We start from the raw sequence: 17,065 nt of genomic DNA, 5'->3' as shown, positions 1-17,065 counted from the left end.
CCCGCGGGGGTGCGAACAGGGTGAACTTCAAGGTGGATCCACCGTCCGTCAGCGCGCTGGCGAAGCTGATGGGCCGTGCGGGCTCGGCCGCGTCGATCTTCGCGGCGGCGAACAACGGCGCCGGTCCCAGCGAGTTCGGCGAGGGCCTGCTCGGGATGCTCGCCGGGCCGCTCGACAAGTGGCAGGCCCTGGGGCTGTCCAACTGCCGGCGTGCGTCGACACTCGCGGATCAGTGCGACGGGTCGCTCGTCGAGGCGGCCAAGTTCTATGTGGCCACCGACGCCGCCGAGGAAGCGCGGCTGGACAGCAAGTATCCGGCGGCGACGGCACAGCGCGTCGGCGGCGACACCGTGACGGCGCCGGAGACCGCGGGCGGGTTCACCGACTGGGAGGACGCCTGGCGGGACCCGCACAACCCCGAGTTCCCTTACACCGCACCACCGGAGCCCAGGGACAACGACGGCCGCGGCTGGGACTTCGACCTCGACGGTGAGATCGACAAGCTCACCGGCGCGGCGTCGGTGGCGCCGTACGTGCGCGACCTGCTCAAGTGGCTGGTCGGCTGGGACCCGTTCACCGCCGTCACGACCATGGTCGCGGGCGACTGGAAAGGGCTGATGCGCCAGGGCTCGGTGTTCGAGGACACCGCGACCGCGTTCGGCCGGATCAAGTGCAACGTCGACCGCGGGCACTACGCGATCCAGGACCGCTGGGACGGCAACGCCGCGGCCGCCCTGGAGAACTGGCTGGCCGCGTACTCGCAGGGGTGCGCCGACCACGCCAAGTTCTGCGCCGACGCCGGCTGGAAGATCAAGAATTTCGCCCGCTCGGCGTTCCACGCGTTCCAGGCGCTGAACACCGCCATGGACTCCCTGATCGACGCCGTGCTAGAGGCACTGCTCAAGGTGAAGGGCGTGGGCGCTGTCGTCGGCGGCGCGGTCAACGTCATCCGCGGGGAGAAGCCGGAGCAGGCGTTCGCCGCCGTCGTGTACTCCGTGCTCCCGATCGCGGATCTCCTGGACCAGGTCCGCATGCTGGCCCACGGCATCCAGTCGGCGGCCGAGATGGTGGCGGGCAACGGCGAGGTGGCCGCGGCGGCCTGGCCGGGCGAGCCCTACCGACACCCGGCGGCCCAATGACCACGCCGACCACGCCGTGGCGGACCGACGATGGCCGCAAGGCCACGGACACCCGGATGCGGCTGCTCGCCCGGGAACCCGGCGACCTCGGCGACTTCGCCCGCGACGTGGTGGCGGGCCGGGCGCGGCCGAGGGACCTGCTGTACTCCTCGGTCCTCGCCGAGGACACCATCAGCGCCCTGCGCGCCGACGCCGACGCCTGGCAGGCCCTGCCCGAAGCCGAGCGTCAAGCCGCCATCAGCGCCGCGCCCGCCACCACGGCCGCCGAGATCGCCGCGCTGGCCGCGTACTCGGAACCCGAGCCACCCCAACCACCCCCACCGCCGGACGACGACCCGGACAACGGTGACCGCGGCTACCTCTCCGACGCCTGGTGAACTAGCCCGCCTCCCGGAATTTTATGTCGGATCACCTGCCGGGTGATGGTGCGGAGTGGTGGGTGACCGTGGTCGGGTGTCGTCACGGTCCCCTTAGTCAGCGGTGGACAGCGCGGCGGGTTTGTCAGACACCAGCTAGTCGTGTTCTGCGTCCTAGTCCGCGCGCCACAGTGCGGGTGTCGATGGTGGTTCCCAACCCGGTTGGGCCACGTGCCCCTGCAGGCACACGTATCCGCGTCCGCCGTAGGTGACTCGCGCGCCCACGGCGTATGCGGTGCCCGCCGCCCAGGTGCCGCCCGGCTGGGTTGTGCTCGTCGGCGGGGTAGTGGGTGGATTTCCCGCCACGTTCAGGACGAAGTCGAACGTGGCCTCACGCGCGCTGCCGACATTCCGCACCGTCATCAGCAGGCGCGGGTCGAAGATCGGGTCGGTGTTGTTGCGCGGCTCGCCCGGAAAGTAGAGCTGGGTGGTGAGCACGGGCTTGTTCGGGGCCTGCACCTTGACGTGAATGTGCCTTGTACGGCCCGGGTAGAGGCCGGGCACGATCGTGGTGAGCGTGAACGCCCCTCGCGCGTCGGTGAACTGGTGTCCACGGAACCGGAAACCGGCGTTGTCGTAAGCGCCGTTGACGTCGGCCTGCCAGAAGTCCAGCAGAACATCGCCGAGCGGCTGGCAGGCGAGTCCGAAGACGTAGCCGGTGACGGTCAGCCGGGTGCCCGGGGTGCCCGCGACCACCAGCGAGGTGCGCCGCGGCGAGTTCGGCTTGAAGTACGGGCCCTCGGTCTGCGGCGGGGTCGGGTCGTCCCCGTCATCGCACTGCGGTGTGAGCGCGGGTGTCTCACCGTTCGTCGCGGCGGTGCGGGCCAGGGCCGGTATGCCGATCATGGCGACCGGCATCGCGACTCCGGCGGCCAACGCGGCCCGCAGCACCGTCTTGCGGGTCGGGTGCGACTTTTCGCCATCCATGCGTGCTCCTCGTGTCGGGATCGAAACCGAACCTACGGAGGCGATCACCGGCCGACGATGGACTGGAACGGGCGGACGTGGTGAATCCCGGGGTCACGGTTGCCATCACCCGCGGCGGAACTCGCCGGGGCTGACACCGGTCTCGCGGCGGAAGAAGCGGCAGAAGTACGCCGGGTCGGCGAATCCGACGCGACCGGCGATCTGCCGCACCGTCAGGTCGGTTTTGACGAGGAGCCGCTTCGCCTCATGGGTGCGCGCCTCGCGCACCAGCCGCGCGGGGGTCCGACCGGTCGCCGCCTTGACGGCCTCGGCGAGATACCCCGCCGTGACACCGATGCGCTCGGCGTAGGCCCGCACCGACCACAGATCCGGCGCGGCGCCGCCGATCAACCGGGCGAACTCCTCGGCCACCGGCCCCGCCCGGCTCGGCGCGGCCCGCGTGGGCGCCGAGGGCTGCCGCGCCATCCGCACGACAAGGACGTGCAGCAGGGCCCGCAGGACGGTCTCGAAGCCGTCGGCGGCCCGGCGGTACTCGTCCTGCAGTTCGGCGACCAGCCGGGTGGTGGCGGCGTTCGCGCCGTCGTCCAGCGTGAGCCACGGCCGCTCACTCAGGCCGCGCAGCAGGTCTCGGTCGGCTGGGTGGTCGAGCAGGAAGTCGTCGGTGAACAGGACGACGGAGCCGTCCAGCCCGTCGACGTCCTCCCAGTGGTGCACCTGCCCGGGGGCGATGGCGCACAAGTGCGGCGGGTGGATGTCCCAGCGGGCGAGGTCGACCACGTGCGTGCCGGTGCCCGCGGTGACGTGGACGATCTCGTGGAACGTGTGCCGGTGCGGGAAGGCCGCGCGCGACAGCGGGCCGACGGTGTCGAAGCTGCCGATGGCGAAGGGCAGCGCGTTGGGGTGCGGCACTTCGAGGCGGTGCATCGGCAGCGTGCCGTCGGTCGGTGCTGGGCAGGGGGTGCCCGGTGGCACTGTGGTGCCGCGCATCCACCGACTCCTTAGGTCCAGACCAATCGCTGTCCCGGTCACGATGGCACAGGCGGGCAGCCGGAACCAGGGGCGCTCAGCGTCGGGGGACGGGAATGTGGTGGTAGCTGTCGACCCAGTTGTGGGGGAAGGTGGCGGGTTTGTCGTGGAGCAGGGCGTCGATGTCGTCGGCGGGCAAGGGGTGGCCGAAGAGTGTTCCGTGGGCGTGGGTGGCCGCGGTGAAGCGAGCGTCGTGGAGCTGGTCGGGGTTGGTGATCCCGTCGAGCTGGGCGGTGTGCCCCAGATCCGTCGCGATGCCGACGAAGGCGTGCGCGACTGTCCGAAGAGGACGGTGTTCGAGTCCGTTGTGGAGGTTGTCGGTCAGCTCGGCGGGAATCAGCACGCCGCGCAGCGGGATGTTGGTGAGCTGGTGGTAATCGGCGAAGGTGGTGCCGAACCCGTGCACGACCAGACTCACTCCCATGGTGTCCAGACCGGTCACCTGCGGGCGCACCCGCCCGTCCTCGCCGAGGACGCACGCGGGTGGCAGCGCGAGTTGGAGCAGGTGTGGCGGCAGGCCGGAATCGGTGAGCGCGGCGCGGGTCTCGTCGAACAGGGCTTCGTCGTCGGCGGGCCGGATGGGGACGGTGATCTGGACGAACGGCGGGTTGTAGGGGTGGTCCCGGCGCCAGCGGGCCGCGTCACGAGTGGCCGTGGCCAGCACCCACCGGCACAGCGGCAGGTCCACGCCGAGGTCGTCGGCGAGCGCGATCACCGGGTCGGCCGGGATGTCCCCGAGGTTCGGGTGCCGCCAGCGGACGTGGACACGGAGCCCGTCGATGGCGCCGTCGCTGACGCGGATCACCGGGCTGTAGGCGAGGTGGAGTTCGTCGTTGGCTATGGCGTCGGGAAGCGCGGCGATCAGACTCGTGCCCGCCCGCCTGCCCGAGCCGGTGTCGTCGGCGGCGGTCCAAGGCCTGCGGGCAGGGGCGAGTTCGGTGTCGAGGGCGGCCTCGGCGCCGGTGAGCAGTTCCTTCGCGGTGGTGCTCCTCGGATCGGCTTCGGCGACACCGATGCGCGGGCTGATGACCAGGTCGCGCCGGTGGGCGCGGACGGGTTCGGCCAGCCAGGTGGACAGGCGTTTGACCGTCCTCGCGGCATCGGCCCAGCCGCGCGGGTCGGCCAACAGGATCGCGACGGTGTCGCGGTCGAGGCGGCCGATGGTGGCGTCCGCCATGCCGGACAGGGCCGCGGCCGTCCGCGCGGCGACGGCGGTGATGACCGTGTCGGCGTGCTGGGGGCCGAGTTCGCGGGTGATCCGGTTGAGGCCGACCAGCCTGATCACGCACACACCGACCAGGGCGCCCGAGTCGCTCTCGCGTCGGACCGCGGCGTCGAGTCGGACCTGCGCCCGGTCGAGAAACGCGTTGCGCGAGGGGAGATCGGTGACGTCGTCGCGGTTGGTGACCTGGTCGAGCTGGCGTCGCCACGCGTACTGCGCGGTCGCGTCCTCGATCACCAGGCAGATCCGTCCGGGGTTGTGACCGGTGGGTGCGTGCCAGCACAGGGTCGCGCGCACCCAGGCCTTGAAGGTCCCCTCCGGCCAGGCGACGGCGAATTCGACGTGCAGGATGACACCGTCCGCGATGGACTCCAGCGCGTCCTGGACCACGGTCGAGTCGCGGTCGCCGTAGGCGCAGTCGTCGAGCATCGCGGTCGAGTCGTCGTCGGGCAGCACGAGGATCTCCTTGGCCGACGGGTTCGCCGCCAGCACCCTTCCGTGCCGGTCGAGCAGCACCATGGGTTCGCTGTCCTCCCGCAGCCGGTGCAGGAACTCGAGGGGATCGAGCCGGACGAGGTCATGGCAGCGGCGCTGCCGGAGCGCGCCGAGGCTCTCGGCCAGGGTGAGCTGCTCGTCGAACACCCGGTTCCGGGCTCCCTCGGCGAAAGCGCCCGCGAACGCGGCGAGCGCCCTGGCCCGGATCGGGAAGCCGGTGTCGTCCTCGCCCGGGTGGTGGTGCTCGACCCAGGGGACGAGTACCTCCAGGAGATCCTCGAACGCGCGCGGCGTGACCCGCAGCCGCTGACCCAGTTCCCGGCCCGCCTCACTGCAGATCCGCACCAAGTCGCCCGCCGACGCCTCGGCGATCCGCTCGGCCATGCCCCGCAGCGACTCGAGCAGGTCGCCGCGGCGGATCGGGATGTACGCGCGCGCGGACAACGCTTCCGCCCACGCCCCCGCGGTCTCCTCCAACGACAGCGGCCTGCGGTACCGCGGCGCCGACCCGGCGGGGTGCGCGGTGCGCCCGGTTTGGATGATCCGCTGGATGGCCAGTTCCATCGCCGCCGGATCGGTGCCGGTTCGCCGCAGCACCGCACCGAGTGTCTCGACCTTGGCGATGACGGCCGCGTGCCGACGGGCCGCGCGGGACCCGGGGATCAAGCTCAGTAAACGGTCAAGCATCGCGTGCTCCCGATTCCGCTCGTTCCGATTCGTCGATGGTCGAGCTGGGTGGCGCCTCGGGTTCCGGGTCGGTCCGCGGTTTCGGGGCCGACCGACCGGGGCGTCCGAATCGGCGCTCCAAGCCCTTGGCCAGACCGGCCTTGGCCAGCCGCGCCCGCCCGCGACGTAGATATGTGTTGACTGTCTTGGGCCGCAGGCCGAGCGCGTCGGCGATCTCGGGCACCGTCAGCTGCTGAGCCGCGAGCAGCATCGGCTCGCGCTGCGCCGGAGGAAGGCGCGCGATCGCCTCGTAGACCTCGCGGGCCACATCCAGTTCGGCGTGCAGGTCCTCAGGACCTGGCGTCTTCGTGCGGAACCTGTCGGCCACCTCCTCAGGTGCCATCGGCAGCACCTCGGTCTTCTTGACCTCGTCCCTCACCAGATTCCTGGCCACGGTGAACGCGTAACCCGGGTATGTCTCCTTGATCGTGAACCAGTTCAAGTACACCCGGGTGCACGCCTCGTTGGCGATCCCCTCGGCGTCGACCTTGGCGGAGAGCACGCGGATGTGAGCCACGATCCGGTGGTAACTGGCGCGGTAGAACTCGGCGAACTCGGCGTCGCGGCGCGCGAGTCCATCGACATCGCCCGCCACCCCTTCCTCTGTCACGGACCGGCGCCCTCGCGTGCGCCGCCGTCGATGGTGATCACCACAACCACTACTACGTTCCTCTCGGTGGGGAAGCGCCCGCTCCGTTGCGAGCCACACTGGTACGACGTTTCAACCCCTGAAAAAGAGACCCGTCTCACCCGATGGTGTGATCACCACGCGGCGGTCCAGCTAGCCGACTTCTACGCCAAACTCCTGGGTGGCAGCGTGAGCCCCCGGCCGTCCTCAGTCGAGAAAACCGCCGAGGCTGGTCCGCGACGACACGTCCAGCTTGCGCATGATGTTGGCGACGTGGCACTCGACCGTGCGCCGCGACAGGGTCAGCTTCTCGGCGATCTCCCGGTTGGTGAGCCCGCTCGCGGCGAACTTCGCGATGGCCTTCTCCCGTGGGGACAACGCGTTCCCGTAGCCGCGGCGGCTCCGCGTGGGGCGGCTCGAATCGTGTCGCCGCAACGCTTTGCGGCAGCGCAGCGCGTCCGTGGTGGCGGTGAGCGCGATGAACTCGGCCTCGGCGGCTCGCAGGTCGCGCACCGCGGTGGTCAGATCACCGGCGTCCGCCGCGCACAGCCCGGCCAGCTCAGTGATCCGGGCGGCTGCCCTGCGGTGCGGAAGCGCCTGGTACCGCTCGGCGGCCTCGGCGAACAAGGCCATGGCCTCGGCGTGGCCGCCGCGGTGCTGCGTGAGCAGCGCGGCGCACACCAGCTCGGCCGCCGAGGCGAGCGGGGCGTCCCGGCCCTGGATCCCCCGGCCGAACTCGGCCAACAGAGCGGCCGCCTGCGGCGCGCGACCCGACTGGAGGAACACCTCCGTCGCGACCGGCGCCAGCTCGGCCGCCCAGACCCAGTTGTCCTTCTGCCGCACCAGATCCAGGCCCGCTTCCGCCTCCGCGCGGGCGGCGGTGCCCTGACCGCGGGCGGACAGGATCGCCGCCCGGCCCGCGTGCGCGGTGACGACGATGGGCACGTGCCCGGGCGCGGCGTCGGTCGCGGCCTGCAAGGTGCGCAGCGCCTCGCTGGTCCTTGAGCGCCAGGTCTGGAGCCACCCGAGGACGAGCAGGGCGTCGGCGGCCAGGTACCCCATCTGTCCGACCGCGACCACCAGCCGGCCGGCCTTCTCGGCGAGGCCGTCCCACGGCCCGGTCGCGGCGAGCAGCCGCAGTTCGGTGCCGGTCGCGAGGGAGGACAGGTAGGGCGCGGATCTGTCGTCGACGAGTTCGGCGGCCGCGTCAAGGTGGTGGCGCGCGCGGCCGAAGTGGCCGTTCCACACCGCGGCGTCGGCCATGTTCAGATGGGTGCGCCCGAGTTGGCGGCGCAGGCTCGGCGCCACCGGCGCGGCGGGCAGCGTGTCGATCACCTGCCACGCCCCCGGGTCGGCGATCTGCATCCGCACGGTGAGCCGGTTCGCCCGCAGGGCCGCGATGGCCTCGCTGTCGGTGGTGCCCGCGCAGGCCTGCTCGGCCTGGGCCAGCCAACGCAGGTTCGTCGCCACCGGGACGAACCCGACCTGCGGCAACGCCAGGGTCCCCATGCCGCGGGCGCGGACCGTGCGCCTGCGGGGCAGGTCGGTCAGCGCGCGCTCGATCTCCCGCTGCCCGGCCGCGACCTGCCCGACCTGGTTGACCAGCACCAGGCCCAGGTTCATCCGGATCTCGGCGCCGACGTCCCGGGGCAGCGGCCAGTCCCGCACGACGGTGCGCAGCCGGTCGATACCCGCCGGGGTCGCGATGCCCTGCAGCATCTCGCGGCTGAGCCGGAGCGCGACGGCCTCCTTCGCCGAGACCGGCAGTTCGGCGTCGTCGAGCGCGCTCTCCAGGATCCGCATCCCCGCGGCCGGGACCCCGGTGTCGGCCGCCTCCTGCGCGGCGCCCAGCACGCACTCCACCCAGCGGTCCAGTTCGTCGGCGTGGCGGTAGTGGTGGGCCAGCAGCGCGAGACCGGGGCGGGCGGACTTGCTGAGCCGTTTGATCGCGCGCAGGTGCATCTCGCGGCGGCGCGGCCCGGGGATCGCCTCGTACACCGCGCGGGCGGCGAGCGGGTGGCGCAGGTCGTAGTGGCCGTGCGCGGTCTCGTGGAGCATCCGGGCCCGCAGCGCGTCTTCCAGCGCGGCCGCCATGGCGCGGCCAGACAGGCCGGACAGCGCGGCGATGTCGGCCTCGGCGGCCGGATGGCCGAACACGGCGACGGCGCGGCACACCGCGGTGGCGGACCTGCCCAGTTGGGTGAGTCGTTCCACCACGGCGTCGCGAACCCGCGCGGGCACACCGATCTCGTCGAGCCGGGCGGACGTCGGCGGGTGATCACCGAGTTCCCGCACGAGTTCCTCGACGACGAGCGGCAGCCCGGCGCTCCGGCGGTGCAGTTCCGCGGCGAAGTCCGCGCACACACCGGACTCGCGGAGGAACTCGGCGACGCCCGGCACGGTGAGCGGCGCGAGATCGATCTGGGTCACGGCGTGCCCGCGGCCGCGATAGGCCTCCAGCAGGTCGTTCGCGTTGATCTCGCCGCCGCGGTACAGCGCCACGACCGTCACCGCGCTCCGCGGCGACAGCGCGAGGAACCGCACGAGGTCAAGGGTTTCCTCGTCGGCCCACTGCAGGTTGTCGAGCACGAGCAGCGGCCGGTCAAGCGCTTCGAGCACCGCCGCCACCGCACGCAAGACCTGGTGTCGGGCGACTGACGGCGACAGCGGAGGCTCGTGCTCGGGAAGCAGCCCGCGCAGTTCGGGCAGCAGCGGCGCCAAGGCCCCGGTGATCGGCGCGAGCGCGGGCCCGACCGCGCGCACCTCGTCCACCGCACCCGCGAGCATCTCGACGATCGCGCCGTACGGGTGGGTCGTCCGCACCGGCGGGCAGTGCGCTTCGAGGACCGTGTGCGCCGCGATTCCGGGATCGCGTAACAGTTCCCGCAGCAGCCGGGTCTTGCCGACGCCCGCCTCGCCTTCGACCACCACGAGCCGGTGCCGTTCGGAGACCGCGCCCGCCAGGGTCGCGAGTTCGACGGTCCGCCCGGAGATCGAAGCCTCCGGGCGGGTCTGGTCGAGCCTGGCAGCCGCCATCGTGGTTCACCTTCTTATCAGCCGCCCGAGCGATACCTACGATGATGTAGCTACGTAGAGACCACAGCCAGGGTTCACTGTTAATCAGGTATACCTAGAAATTGCCATCCCAGGCGTTCCGGCCCGCCCGGGGGCGGGCCGGAACGGCTCGATCAGCTCACACCGTAGTTCGTCAGCCTCCCACCCGGGTACACCTTCGTGCCGTTGCGCTCGGCATAGCCCCGGTAGGCCTGGGAGCCCTCGTAGAAGGTCCAGCCGCCGATCGTCTTGCCGTGGACGCTCACGTACGACGTGCCGGAAAGCAGGCTGAAGTGCACGTGCGCGCCGTTGGCGGAACCGCCGCAGGGCAGCGCCGTGCCGGTCGCGCCGAGGTAGGTGCCCGTGTCCACGGACGCACCGTCGGCCAGGGTGGTCAGGTTGGTCATGTGGTAGTACGACGTGCGGTATCCGTTGTTGTGCACCACGGTGACCAGCGCGCTGCCGTTCTTGACGCAGGACTTGTACACCTTGCCCGGGCCCGCGGAGCGCACGCTGCCCGAGCCGCCGAAGTCCAGGGAGCTGAACGGCCGGGTGCTCCCGCTGTAGCCGTGCGGGCCGCCGCCCATCGGCCAGACCGAGCCCTGCGCCCAGGGCAGGGCGAGCCCGGTCGCGGCGGCGACGGAGTCGGTGGAGGACTGGGTGAACAGGGTCCGCTCGTCCGCCGACAGCACCGATTCCGGCGCCTTCGCCGCCAGCGCCCGGAACTCGGGGCTGCCGTCGAAGGTGACCCGCCACGTGCGGCCGTCGAGCCGGGCCAGGAAGATCCCGCCCTCCGGGGCGCCGTGCTTCTGCCGGGCGTCGCCGGGGATCGGGATCACCGCGGTGCCGAACGCCCACTCGCCGGACGCGTCGGACCGCTTCGGCTCGACCAGCGGCCGCGGGACCGAGTCCGACTGGAAATACGCCTGGGCGGCAGCGCCGCGTTCGGCGGTCAGGGCGGCGGCGACGGAGGTGTCGAGCGAGTCGGGGCCGGTGGGCCGGGGATCGGCCGAGGCGACCACCGCCGTCGCGGCGCCCAGGGTCAGGGCGAGCGAGGTGACGGAGACCAGGACGGCCCGGGGGACTTTGGAAATCGGGGACATGGCGATGTCCTTCCAATTGCAGGGGGTTCCGGCAAGGAAGTTACGCAGCCGGGCCTGGTCCGCGGCCCGCGGCGAATCGGCTCTTATTCACGGTCCGCTGTGAATTATCGATCGGAGACGTCCTGCGGAAATGCCGGTAAGCTGGATCTTTCGCCTGTATCGCGGAGACCGAACGGGGTATGGAGAGGTCGCCCTCGATGGCCGTGGCCCATTGCCGATGGCGGTGGCTCATCGCTACGTATACCTAATCCATTCCCAGCATTCGGCCGGGCCATCACTTGGCGAGGTAGCGGTCGCGGCAGGTGGACCGGGCGATCTTGCCGCTCGACGTGCGGGCCAGGCTGTCCGGTTCGACGAGCCGCACGTCGTGCAGGGCGAGGCCGTGCCGCCGGGCGACCGCGGCCCGGACCGACGCGAGGAGCGCGGCGAGGTCGACCGACTCCGCGGACACCGATCGCGCTCGTTCGGCCAGCACCACCGCCCGCTCGCCGTCCGGCGTCGGCACGGAGAACGCGACGGTGTTGCGCGGCCGGATCGACTCGTGGCCGCGCTCGACGGTCTGCTCGATGTCCTGCGGGTAGTGGTTGCGGCCGTCGACGATGATCAGGTCCTTGATCCGCCCGGTGACGAACAGGTCGTCCTCGTGGAACGCGCCGAGGTCGCCGGTGCGCAGCCAGGTGTCGTCCGCGTCGCCGTCGGCGAGCACCGCGCCGAAGGTCGCCGCCGACTCCTCGGGCCGGTTCCAGTAGCCCGCCCCGACATTCGAGCCGGTCACCCAGATCTCGCCGACGGTCGCGCCCGGCAGTTCGCGGCGCGACACCGGGTCCACGATCAGCACGCTCTGGCCCATCGGCCTGCCACACGCGACGATCTCGATCGCGTCGGCCGAGCCGGAGGGCAGTTCGGCGAGAAGACCGGTCGCCAGCGCCGCGCGATCGAACGACCTGGCGAGCGGGAGCGTGCCCGCGGCGGTCGTCGTCACCGCGACCGTGCCCTCGGCGAGCCCGTAGGAGGGCCGGTGCGCTCCCGGTCGCAGTCCGCACTCGGCGAACGTGTCGGCGAATCGCGCGATGGCGGCCAACTGCAGCGGCTCGCTGCCGTCGACCATCGCGTGCACCGAGTCCAGGCGCAGGCGCGACTTGTCGGCTTCGTCCACTTTGGACGCGCAGTAGGCGTAGGCGAAGTTGGGCGCGGCGGTGACGGCGCCGGGGTTGGCGGAGAGGGCCCGCACCCAGCGCACCGGACGTTCGAGGAACGCCACCGGCCGCATGAACACCGAGCGGATGCCCGCGACCATCGGCACCGCGACCGACAGCACGAGACCCAGGTCGTGGAACAGCGGCAGCCAGCCCACCGTCACCGTGTGGCCCCGGAGCATCTCGTAGGCCGCGACGCACTGCCGCGCGTTCGCGACGACGTTGCCGTGGGTGATCATCACGCCGCGCGCGGATCCGGTCGAGCCGGACGTGTACTGCAGGTACGCCAGGTCGTCGGCGTCGAGCCGGACCTCCTCGAAGCGTTCCGCCCACTCGATCGGCACGTCGTCCACTGTGGACACGGTGACCCCGGTGGGCGGGCCGAACCCGCGCTCGGTGAGGAAGTCCCGCACGACCTGCTCGCCGGCGCGGGTGGTCAGCACCAGCGGCGGTCGGCAGTCGGCCAGCACGGTGGCCAGCCGGTCGGCGTGGCCCGGCAGGTCGGGGGCGAACAGCGGGACGGCGACCGCGCCCGCGCGCAGCACGGCGAGGAACGCCACGACGTAGTCCAGGGACTGGTCCACCAGGACCGCGACCGGCTCGCCGCGGCCCACCTGGGTGCGCAGCGACACCGCGACGGCGGCCACCCGCTGGTCGAGTTCCCGCCAGGTCAGGGAGAGTTGGCTGCCGTTGGCCGCGGTGTCGTAGTCGAGGAACGCCACCGCCGCGCCGTGCGGGTCGAGCGTGGCCCACGTGGTGAGTTGACTGGTCAGCGTGGTGGCGGTGGCGACACTGGGCACGACGGCTCCTTCGCGACCGGCGGCGGTGCCGGTCTTCGTTCGCCCGCGATCCAGTCAGCGGAAGAAATGCGACTTTCGGAATTGTCTGGCGGACGCTAAGGGGCGGCCGTCGAGCGTGGCAATGTCCCGGAAACAGAAGTCGCCGCCGTTGTCACCGGCCGCGCGGTGTCGCTATTTGTTTTGTCAGTATTCCGTCGGTTCGACGCCGATCGTGATGATCGCTTGCGGATAATCCGCGACGGTCCTGGTTGTACGCTGGGGGCATGACGGCTTTGAGCCCCACCCGCGCCGAACCGGACCTGTCCTTCCTGCTCGACCACTCCAGCCACGTGCTGCGGACCCGGATGGCCGCCGCGCTCGCCGAGATCGGGCTGACCGCGCGGATGCACTGCGTGCTGGTCCACGCACTGGAGGAGGAGCGCACGCAGATCCAGCTCGCCGAGATCGGCGACATGGACAAGACCACGATGGTCGTCACGGTCGACGCCTTGGAGGCGGCGGGGCTCGCTGAGCGCAAACCCTCGGCGACCGACCGTCGGGCGCGGGTCATCGCGGTCACCGAGAAGGGCGCCGAGGTGGCCAAGCAGAGCCAGCGGATCGTCGACGGGGTGCACGGGGCGGTCCTCGACGCGGTGTCGAGCGAGGACCGCGAGGTGTTCCTGCGCGTCATGAACGGGCTGGTCATCGGCCATCTGGCCACCCCGGTGGAGACGTCCCAACCGACCCGTCGGGCGCGGCAGAGCACCAAGTAGGCCCGAAAGGGATCGTCTGTAACGGAACTATCCGCTACGGTTCTTCCTGTGATCCACGAACAGGAGACCGCCATGACGAACACCCTTCAGCAGACCTCGTCCCGATCGCGCGGACTCGCGCTGACCGCGCTGTCGACGGCGATGCTGATGACGATCCTCGACGGCAGCATCGTCACCGTCGCGATGCCCGCCATCCAGGCCGAACTCGGCTTCACCGCCGCGGGACTGAGTTGGACGGTCAACGCCTACCTGATCGCCTTCGGCGGGCTCTTACTCCTGGCGGGCAGGCTCGGCGACCTCCTCGGCCGCAAGTCGATGTTCCTGGCCGGGGTCGGCGTCTTCACCGCGGCCTCGCTCCTGGCGGGCCTCGCGGGCGACCCCGGCACCCTCATCGCCGCGCGGTTCCTGCAGGGCGTGGGCAGTGCCATGTCCTCGGCGGTGGTCCTCGGCATCCTGGTCACCATGTTCACCGAGCCGGGGGAGCGGGCCAAGGCGATCGGCGTCTTCAGCTTCACCGGCGCGGCGGGCGCGTCGATCGGCCAGGTCCTCGGCGGCGTGCTCACCGACGCGCTCAGCTGGCACTGGATCTTCTTCATCAACCTGCCCATCGGGCTGGCGACGATCGCGCTCGCGGTCCGCGTGCTGCCGGGTGGACGCGGCGCCGGACTCGCCGCGGGGGCGGACGTGCTCGGCGCGGCGCTGGTCACCAGCGGGCTGATGCTCGGCATCTACACCGTCGTCAAGATCGAGGAATACGGCGCGTCGGCGGCGCACACCCTCGGCCTCGGCGCGCTGTCGCTCGCCCTGCTGGCCGGGTTCGTCGTCCGCCAGGCGACCGCCAAGACCCCGCTGATGCCGTTGCGGATCTTCCGCTCCAGGGTCGTCACCGGCGCCAACGTGGTCCAGATCCTGACCCTGGCGGCGATGTTCGCCTTCCAGATCACAATCGCGCTCTACCTGCAGAAGGTCCTCGGCTACGGCGCGCTCGACACCGGTCTGGCGATGCTCCCGGCCGCCGTGTCGATCGGCGGCGTGGCCCTGTTCGTCTCGGCTCGGCTCAACACCCGCTTCGGTGAGCGCACCGTCCTGCTGGCGGGTCTCGCCTTGCTGATCGGGGCGATGAGCCTGCTCGTCGACATCCCGGTCGACGCCGACTACGTGACCCACGTGCTCCCGGTGATGGTGCTCATCGCGGGCGGGGGACTCGTGCTCCCGGCCCTGACCGCGCTGGGCATGTCCGGCGCCAAGGCGGACGACGCCGGCCTGGCGTCGGGGCTGTTCAACACCACCCAGCAGATCGGCATGGCACTGGGCGTCGCGGTCCTCTCCACGCTGGCCGCCGCCCGAACCGGGGAGGCGATGGCCGCGGGCGCCGACCAGGCGGTGGCGCTGACCGACGGCTACCGCGTGGCCTTCGGTGTGGCGGCGGGCCTGCTCGTGACCGCCTTCGTCGTCACGGTCGCCATGCTCAAGACCGAGCGGCCGACTCGCGGCTGAGTGCTCCGATGGTCGGGAGGGGCCTTCGCCCCTCGTGACCTTTCATTGCCGGTCAACCCATGCGGCGCAGCTGGTAGGTGCCGACAGTGGTGGCGACGACCTGCCCCGCCGCGTCGGTCACCTCGGCCTCCAGGATGAACTCGCCCTTGCCCGTCGCCTCGGCGTCGGCCGTCACCTGGTCGATCACGTCTTGCGACAGAGTCGCCGTGGCGGTCACGTCGGTGGTGGCGGGGCGGCGGAAGTGGATCTCCACCGTCTTCACGGTCGGCAGGAACCTGGACACGTCGAACGTCGGGAAGCAGATCGCGCCGCCGAGGATCTCGGCCACGGAGAACAGCGAACCGGCGTACAGCGTGCCGAGATGGTTCGTGTTGCCCTCCAGCGGCACGCTCGCCGCGGCGTGGCCCGGACCCAGGTCGGTGATCTGGATCCGCATGGCCCGGGCCACCGGAATGGCGTGCTCGACCAAGGCGTTGATCCCGTCGAGACCTGACTGGTCCATCGGTTTCCCTTCACTGGTGGGGACTTGCGGCCAGATCACCTGGGTCATCTTCCCACTCGGGAGGGCGAACACGACGTTGGTTCGCCGGAACAACGCGGACAGTTCCCGGGAACAAACACCCCGCATCGCGAACTCATGCGGGGCGGGGCGTTCGGTGTCCGTTCAGTACCGATAAAGGCCAAGTCCCGCAAGCGAAGCAACCACTGTCAACGTCCATCATGGACTGTCTGAGTCAGGCGGATGCCGCGACATCGCCGTGATGAAATCGAGTCCACTCGCTACCTTGCGGTAACAAGTCGTCCCCGTGTGAGATACGCCGCAGTCCCCACACAAGCCATGCGGCGGGTCACCCCTCCTGCGCGGCCGACGGCAGGAGTTCCCCAGGTGTCCCGATCTCGCGGCAACCAGACGTCACCCGGCAGGACCCGGCTCGCGGCGGGTGCGCTGGTCTTACCGCTAGCGCTGATCGCGGCGGGCGCGGGCACCGCGTCGGCGAGCCCCACCGCCGGGCCGACGGCCATCGTGTCCCTGGGCGACAGCTACATCTCCGGCGAGGCCGGACGGTGGAAGGGCAACAGCCTCGACAACTCCGGCAGTCGCGACGGCACCGACCGCGCGTACACCGGCTCGGGCTACGACCCGTCCCGGGTGTACGGCCCCACGGCCGCCAACGGCTGCCACCGCTCGGATTCCGCGGAGGTCAAGTCCGCCACCGGAACCACCGAGGCGCTCATCAACCTGTCCTGCTCGGGCGCCACCACGAAGAACATCTTCCGCGCCACCAACGGCGGCGTGGCATACAAGGGTGAAGCGCCCCAGGCGGACCAACTCGCGTCGGTCGCCGCCGGCAACAACGTCAGGGTCATCGTCCTGTCCATCGGCGGCAACGACCTCGGCTTCGCCGACATCATCACCAAGTGCGCCACCGACTACCTCATCTGGTACTCGTACTGCCACGACGACCAGCAGGTGGCCGTCGACAACAAAATGGACGCCGCGATGGCAGGCGTCGCCAAGTCCATCGACGAGATCCGCACGGTGATGGCCGGCGCCGGATACGCGGCGAACGACTACCGAATCGTGCTGCAGTCCTACCCTTCCCCGATCCCGCGCGCTTCGGAGAACCGGTATTCCGAGAGTGGCTGGAGCCGCGCGAACACCGGCGGCTGCCCGTTCTGGAACAAGGACTCCGACTGGGCGCGTGATTCCCTGGTCCCGCAGATCGCCAACCGCCTCAAGGGTGTGGCGACAGCGAAGGGCGTCCAGTTCCTGGACCTGCGCGACATGCTCCAAGGCCGCGAGGTCTGCGCGAAGGCCAGCCGGCTGGTCAGCGCCACCACGCCCACCTCGAACGCGGCCAGCGAGTGGGCCCGCTGGATCGACAGCCAGTCCACCCAGGGCCCGGTGCAGGAGTCGATGCACCCCAACTACTACGGCCAGCTCGGTCTCGGCCGCTGCTTGACTCTGATGTACGCCAAGACGACGGGAAACCACACCTGCCGCAACACCCCGGCCACCGGCGCGAGCGGCATGTACCTGACAGCTCTCCCATAGCCGTGCCGCGCGGGTCCATTGTGGACCC

Annotated in this window: 13 protein-coding genes; 5 read left to right on the top strand and 8 right to left on the bottom strand. The window is 71.0% G+C overall.

The genetic code is table 11. The annotated features are described in order from the left end of the window. Nucleotides 1-32: 32 nt before the first annotated feature. Together ACUZ2Y_RS13560 and ACUZ2Y_RS13555 are read left to right on the top strand one after the other, a co-directional pair. Complete coding sequence (locus ACUZ2Y_RS13560) at nt 33-1,139, top strand: hypothetical protein (RefSeq protein WP_476330729.1); 1,107 nt, start codon at nt 33-35, stop codon at nt 1,137-1,139. Next, complete coding sequence (locus tag ACUZ2Y_RS13555; protein WP_476330726.1) at nt 1,136-1,516, top strand: hypothetical protein; 381 nt, start codon at nt 1,136-1,138, stop codon at nt 1,514-1,516. Before ACUZ2Y_RS13560 ends, ACUZ2Y_RS13555 begins: the two co-directional genes overlap by 4 nt. A gap of 153 nt (nt 1,517-1,669) precedes the next feature. Here the strand turns inward: ACUZ2Y_RS13555 and ACUZ2Y_RS13550 are convergent, their stop codons facing one another. The 7 genes from ACUZ2Y_RS13550 to ACUZ2Y_RS13520 form a co-directional block, all read right to left on the bottom strand. Further along, nucleotides 1,670-2,482, bottom strand: coding sequence for a dioxygenase family protein (locus ACUZ2Y_RS13550; RefSeq protein ID WP_476330723.1), 813 nt, complete (start codon nt 2,480-2,482; stop codon nt 1,670-1,672). A 105-nt stretch (nt 2,483-2,587) separates the two neighbouring features. Further along, a complete protein-coding gene (locus tag ACUZ2Y_RS13545) occupies nt 2,588-3,469 on the bottom strand; it encodes an AraC family transcriptional regulator (RefSeq protein ID WP_476330716.1) in 882 nt (293 codons plus the stop codon). Between the two features lie 76 nt (nt 3,470-3,545). Further along, nucleotides 3,546-5,912 (bottom strand): EAL domain-containing protein, encoded by a 2,367-nt coding sequence (locus ACUZ2Y_RS13540; RefSeq protein ID WP_476330713.1) that lies wholly within the window; start codon nt 5,910-5,912, stop codon nt 3,546-3,548. Next, nucleotides 5,905-6,561, bottom strand: coding sequence for an RNA polymerase sigma factor (locus ACUZ2Y_RS13535; protein ID WP_476330711.1), 657 nt, complete (start codon nt 6,559-6,561; stop codon nt 5,905-5,907). Before ACUZ2Y_RS13535 ends, ACUZ2Y_RS13540 begins: the two co-directional genes overlap by 8 nt. A gap of 225 nt (nt 6,562-6,786) precedes the next feature. Continuing rightward, nucleotides 6,787-9,615, bottom strand: a complete 2,829-nt coding sequence (locus ACUZ2Y_RS13530; protein ID WP_476330708.1) for an ATP-binding protein — start codon at nt 9,613-9,615, stop codon at nt 6,787-6,789. Nucleotides 9,616-9,767: 152 nt separating this feature from the next. Next, complete coding sequence (locus tag ACUZ2Y_RS13525) at nt 9,768-10,736, bottom strand: M23 family metallopeptidase (RefSeq protein WP_476330705.1); 969 nt, start codon at nt 10,734-10,736, stop codon at nt 9,768-9,770. Nucleotides 10,737-11,010: 274 nt separating this feature from the next. Further along, nucleotides 11,011-12,732: a fatty acyl-AMP ligase gene (locus ACUZ2Y_RS13520; protein ID WP_476330702.1), complete on the bottom strand. Its 1,722-nt coding sequence runs from the start codon at nt 12,730-12,732 to the stop codon at nt 11,011-11,013. 263 nt (nt 12,733-12,995) lie between these two features. Here ACUZ2Y_RS13520 and ACUZ2Y_RS13515 point away from each other — a divergent pair, with 263 nt between their 5' ends. Then, nucleotides 12,996-13,484: a MarR family winged helix-turn-helix transcriptional regulator gene (locus tag ACUZ2Y_RS13515; RefSeq protein ID WP_476330699.1), complete on the top strand. Its 489-nt coding sequence runs from the start codon at nt 12,996-12,998 to the stop codon at nt 13,482-13,484. A 72-nt stretch (nt 13,485-13,556) separates the two neighbouring features. After that, entirely contained in the window at nt 13,557-14,981 is a 1,425-nt protein-coding gene (locus ACUZ2Y_RS13510) for an MFS transporter (RefSeq protein ID WP_476330696.1), read from the top strand. A 52-nt stretch (nt 14,982-15,033) separates the two neighbouring features. Here the strand turns inward: ACUZ2Y_RS13510 and ACUZ2Y_RS13505 are convergent, their stop codons facing one another. Beyond that, complete coding sequence (locus ACUZ2Y_RS13505) at nt 15,034-15,483, bottom strand: PaaI family thioesterase (protein ID WP_476330693.1); 450 nt, start codon at nt 15,481-15,483, stop codon at nt 15,034-15,036. A 384-nt stretch (nt 15,484-15,867) separates the two neighbouring features. Between ACUZ2Y_RS13505 and ACUZ2Y_RS13500 the strand changes: the two genes are divergently transcribed. Beyond that, complete coding sequence (locus ACUZ2Y_RS13500) at nt 15,868-17,037, top strand: GDSL-type esterase/lipase family protein (protein WP_476330690.1); 1,170 nt, start codon at nt 15,868-15,870, stop codon at nt 17,035-17,037. The last annotated feature ends 28 nt before the right edge of the window (nt 17,038-17,065 follow it).

The organism is Actinokineospora sp. UV203 (assembly GCF_056323665.1).
This window is presented reverse-complemented; position numbering and strand designations above follow the sequence as displayed.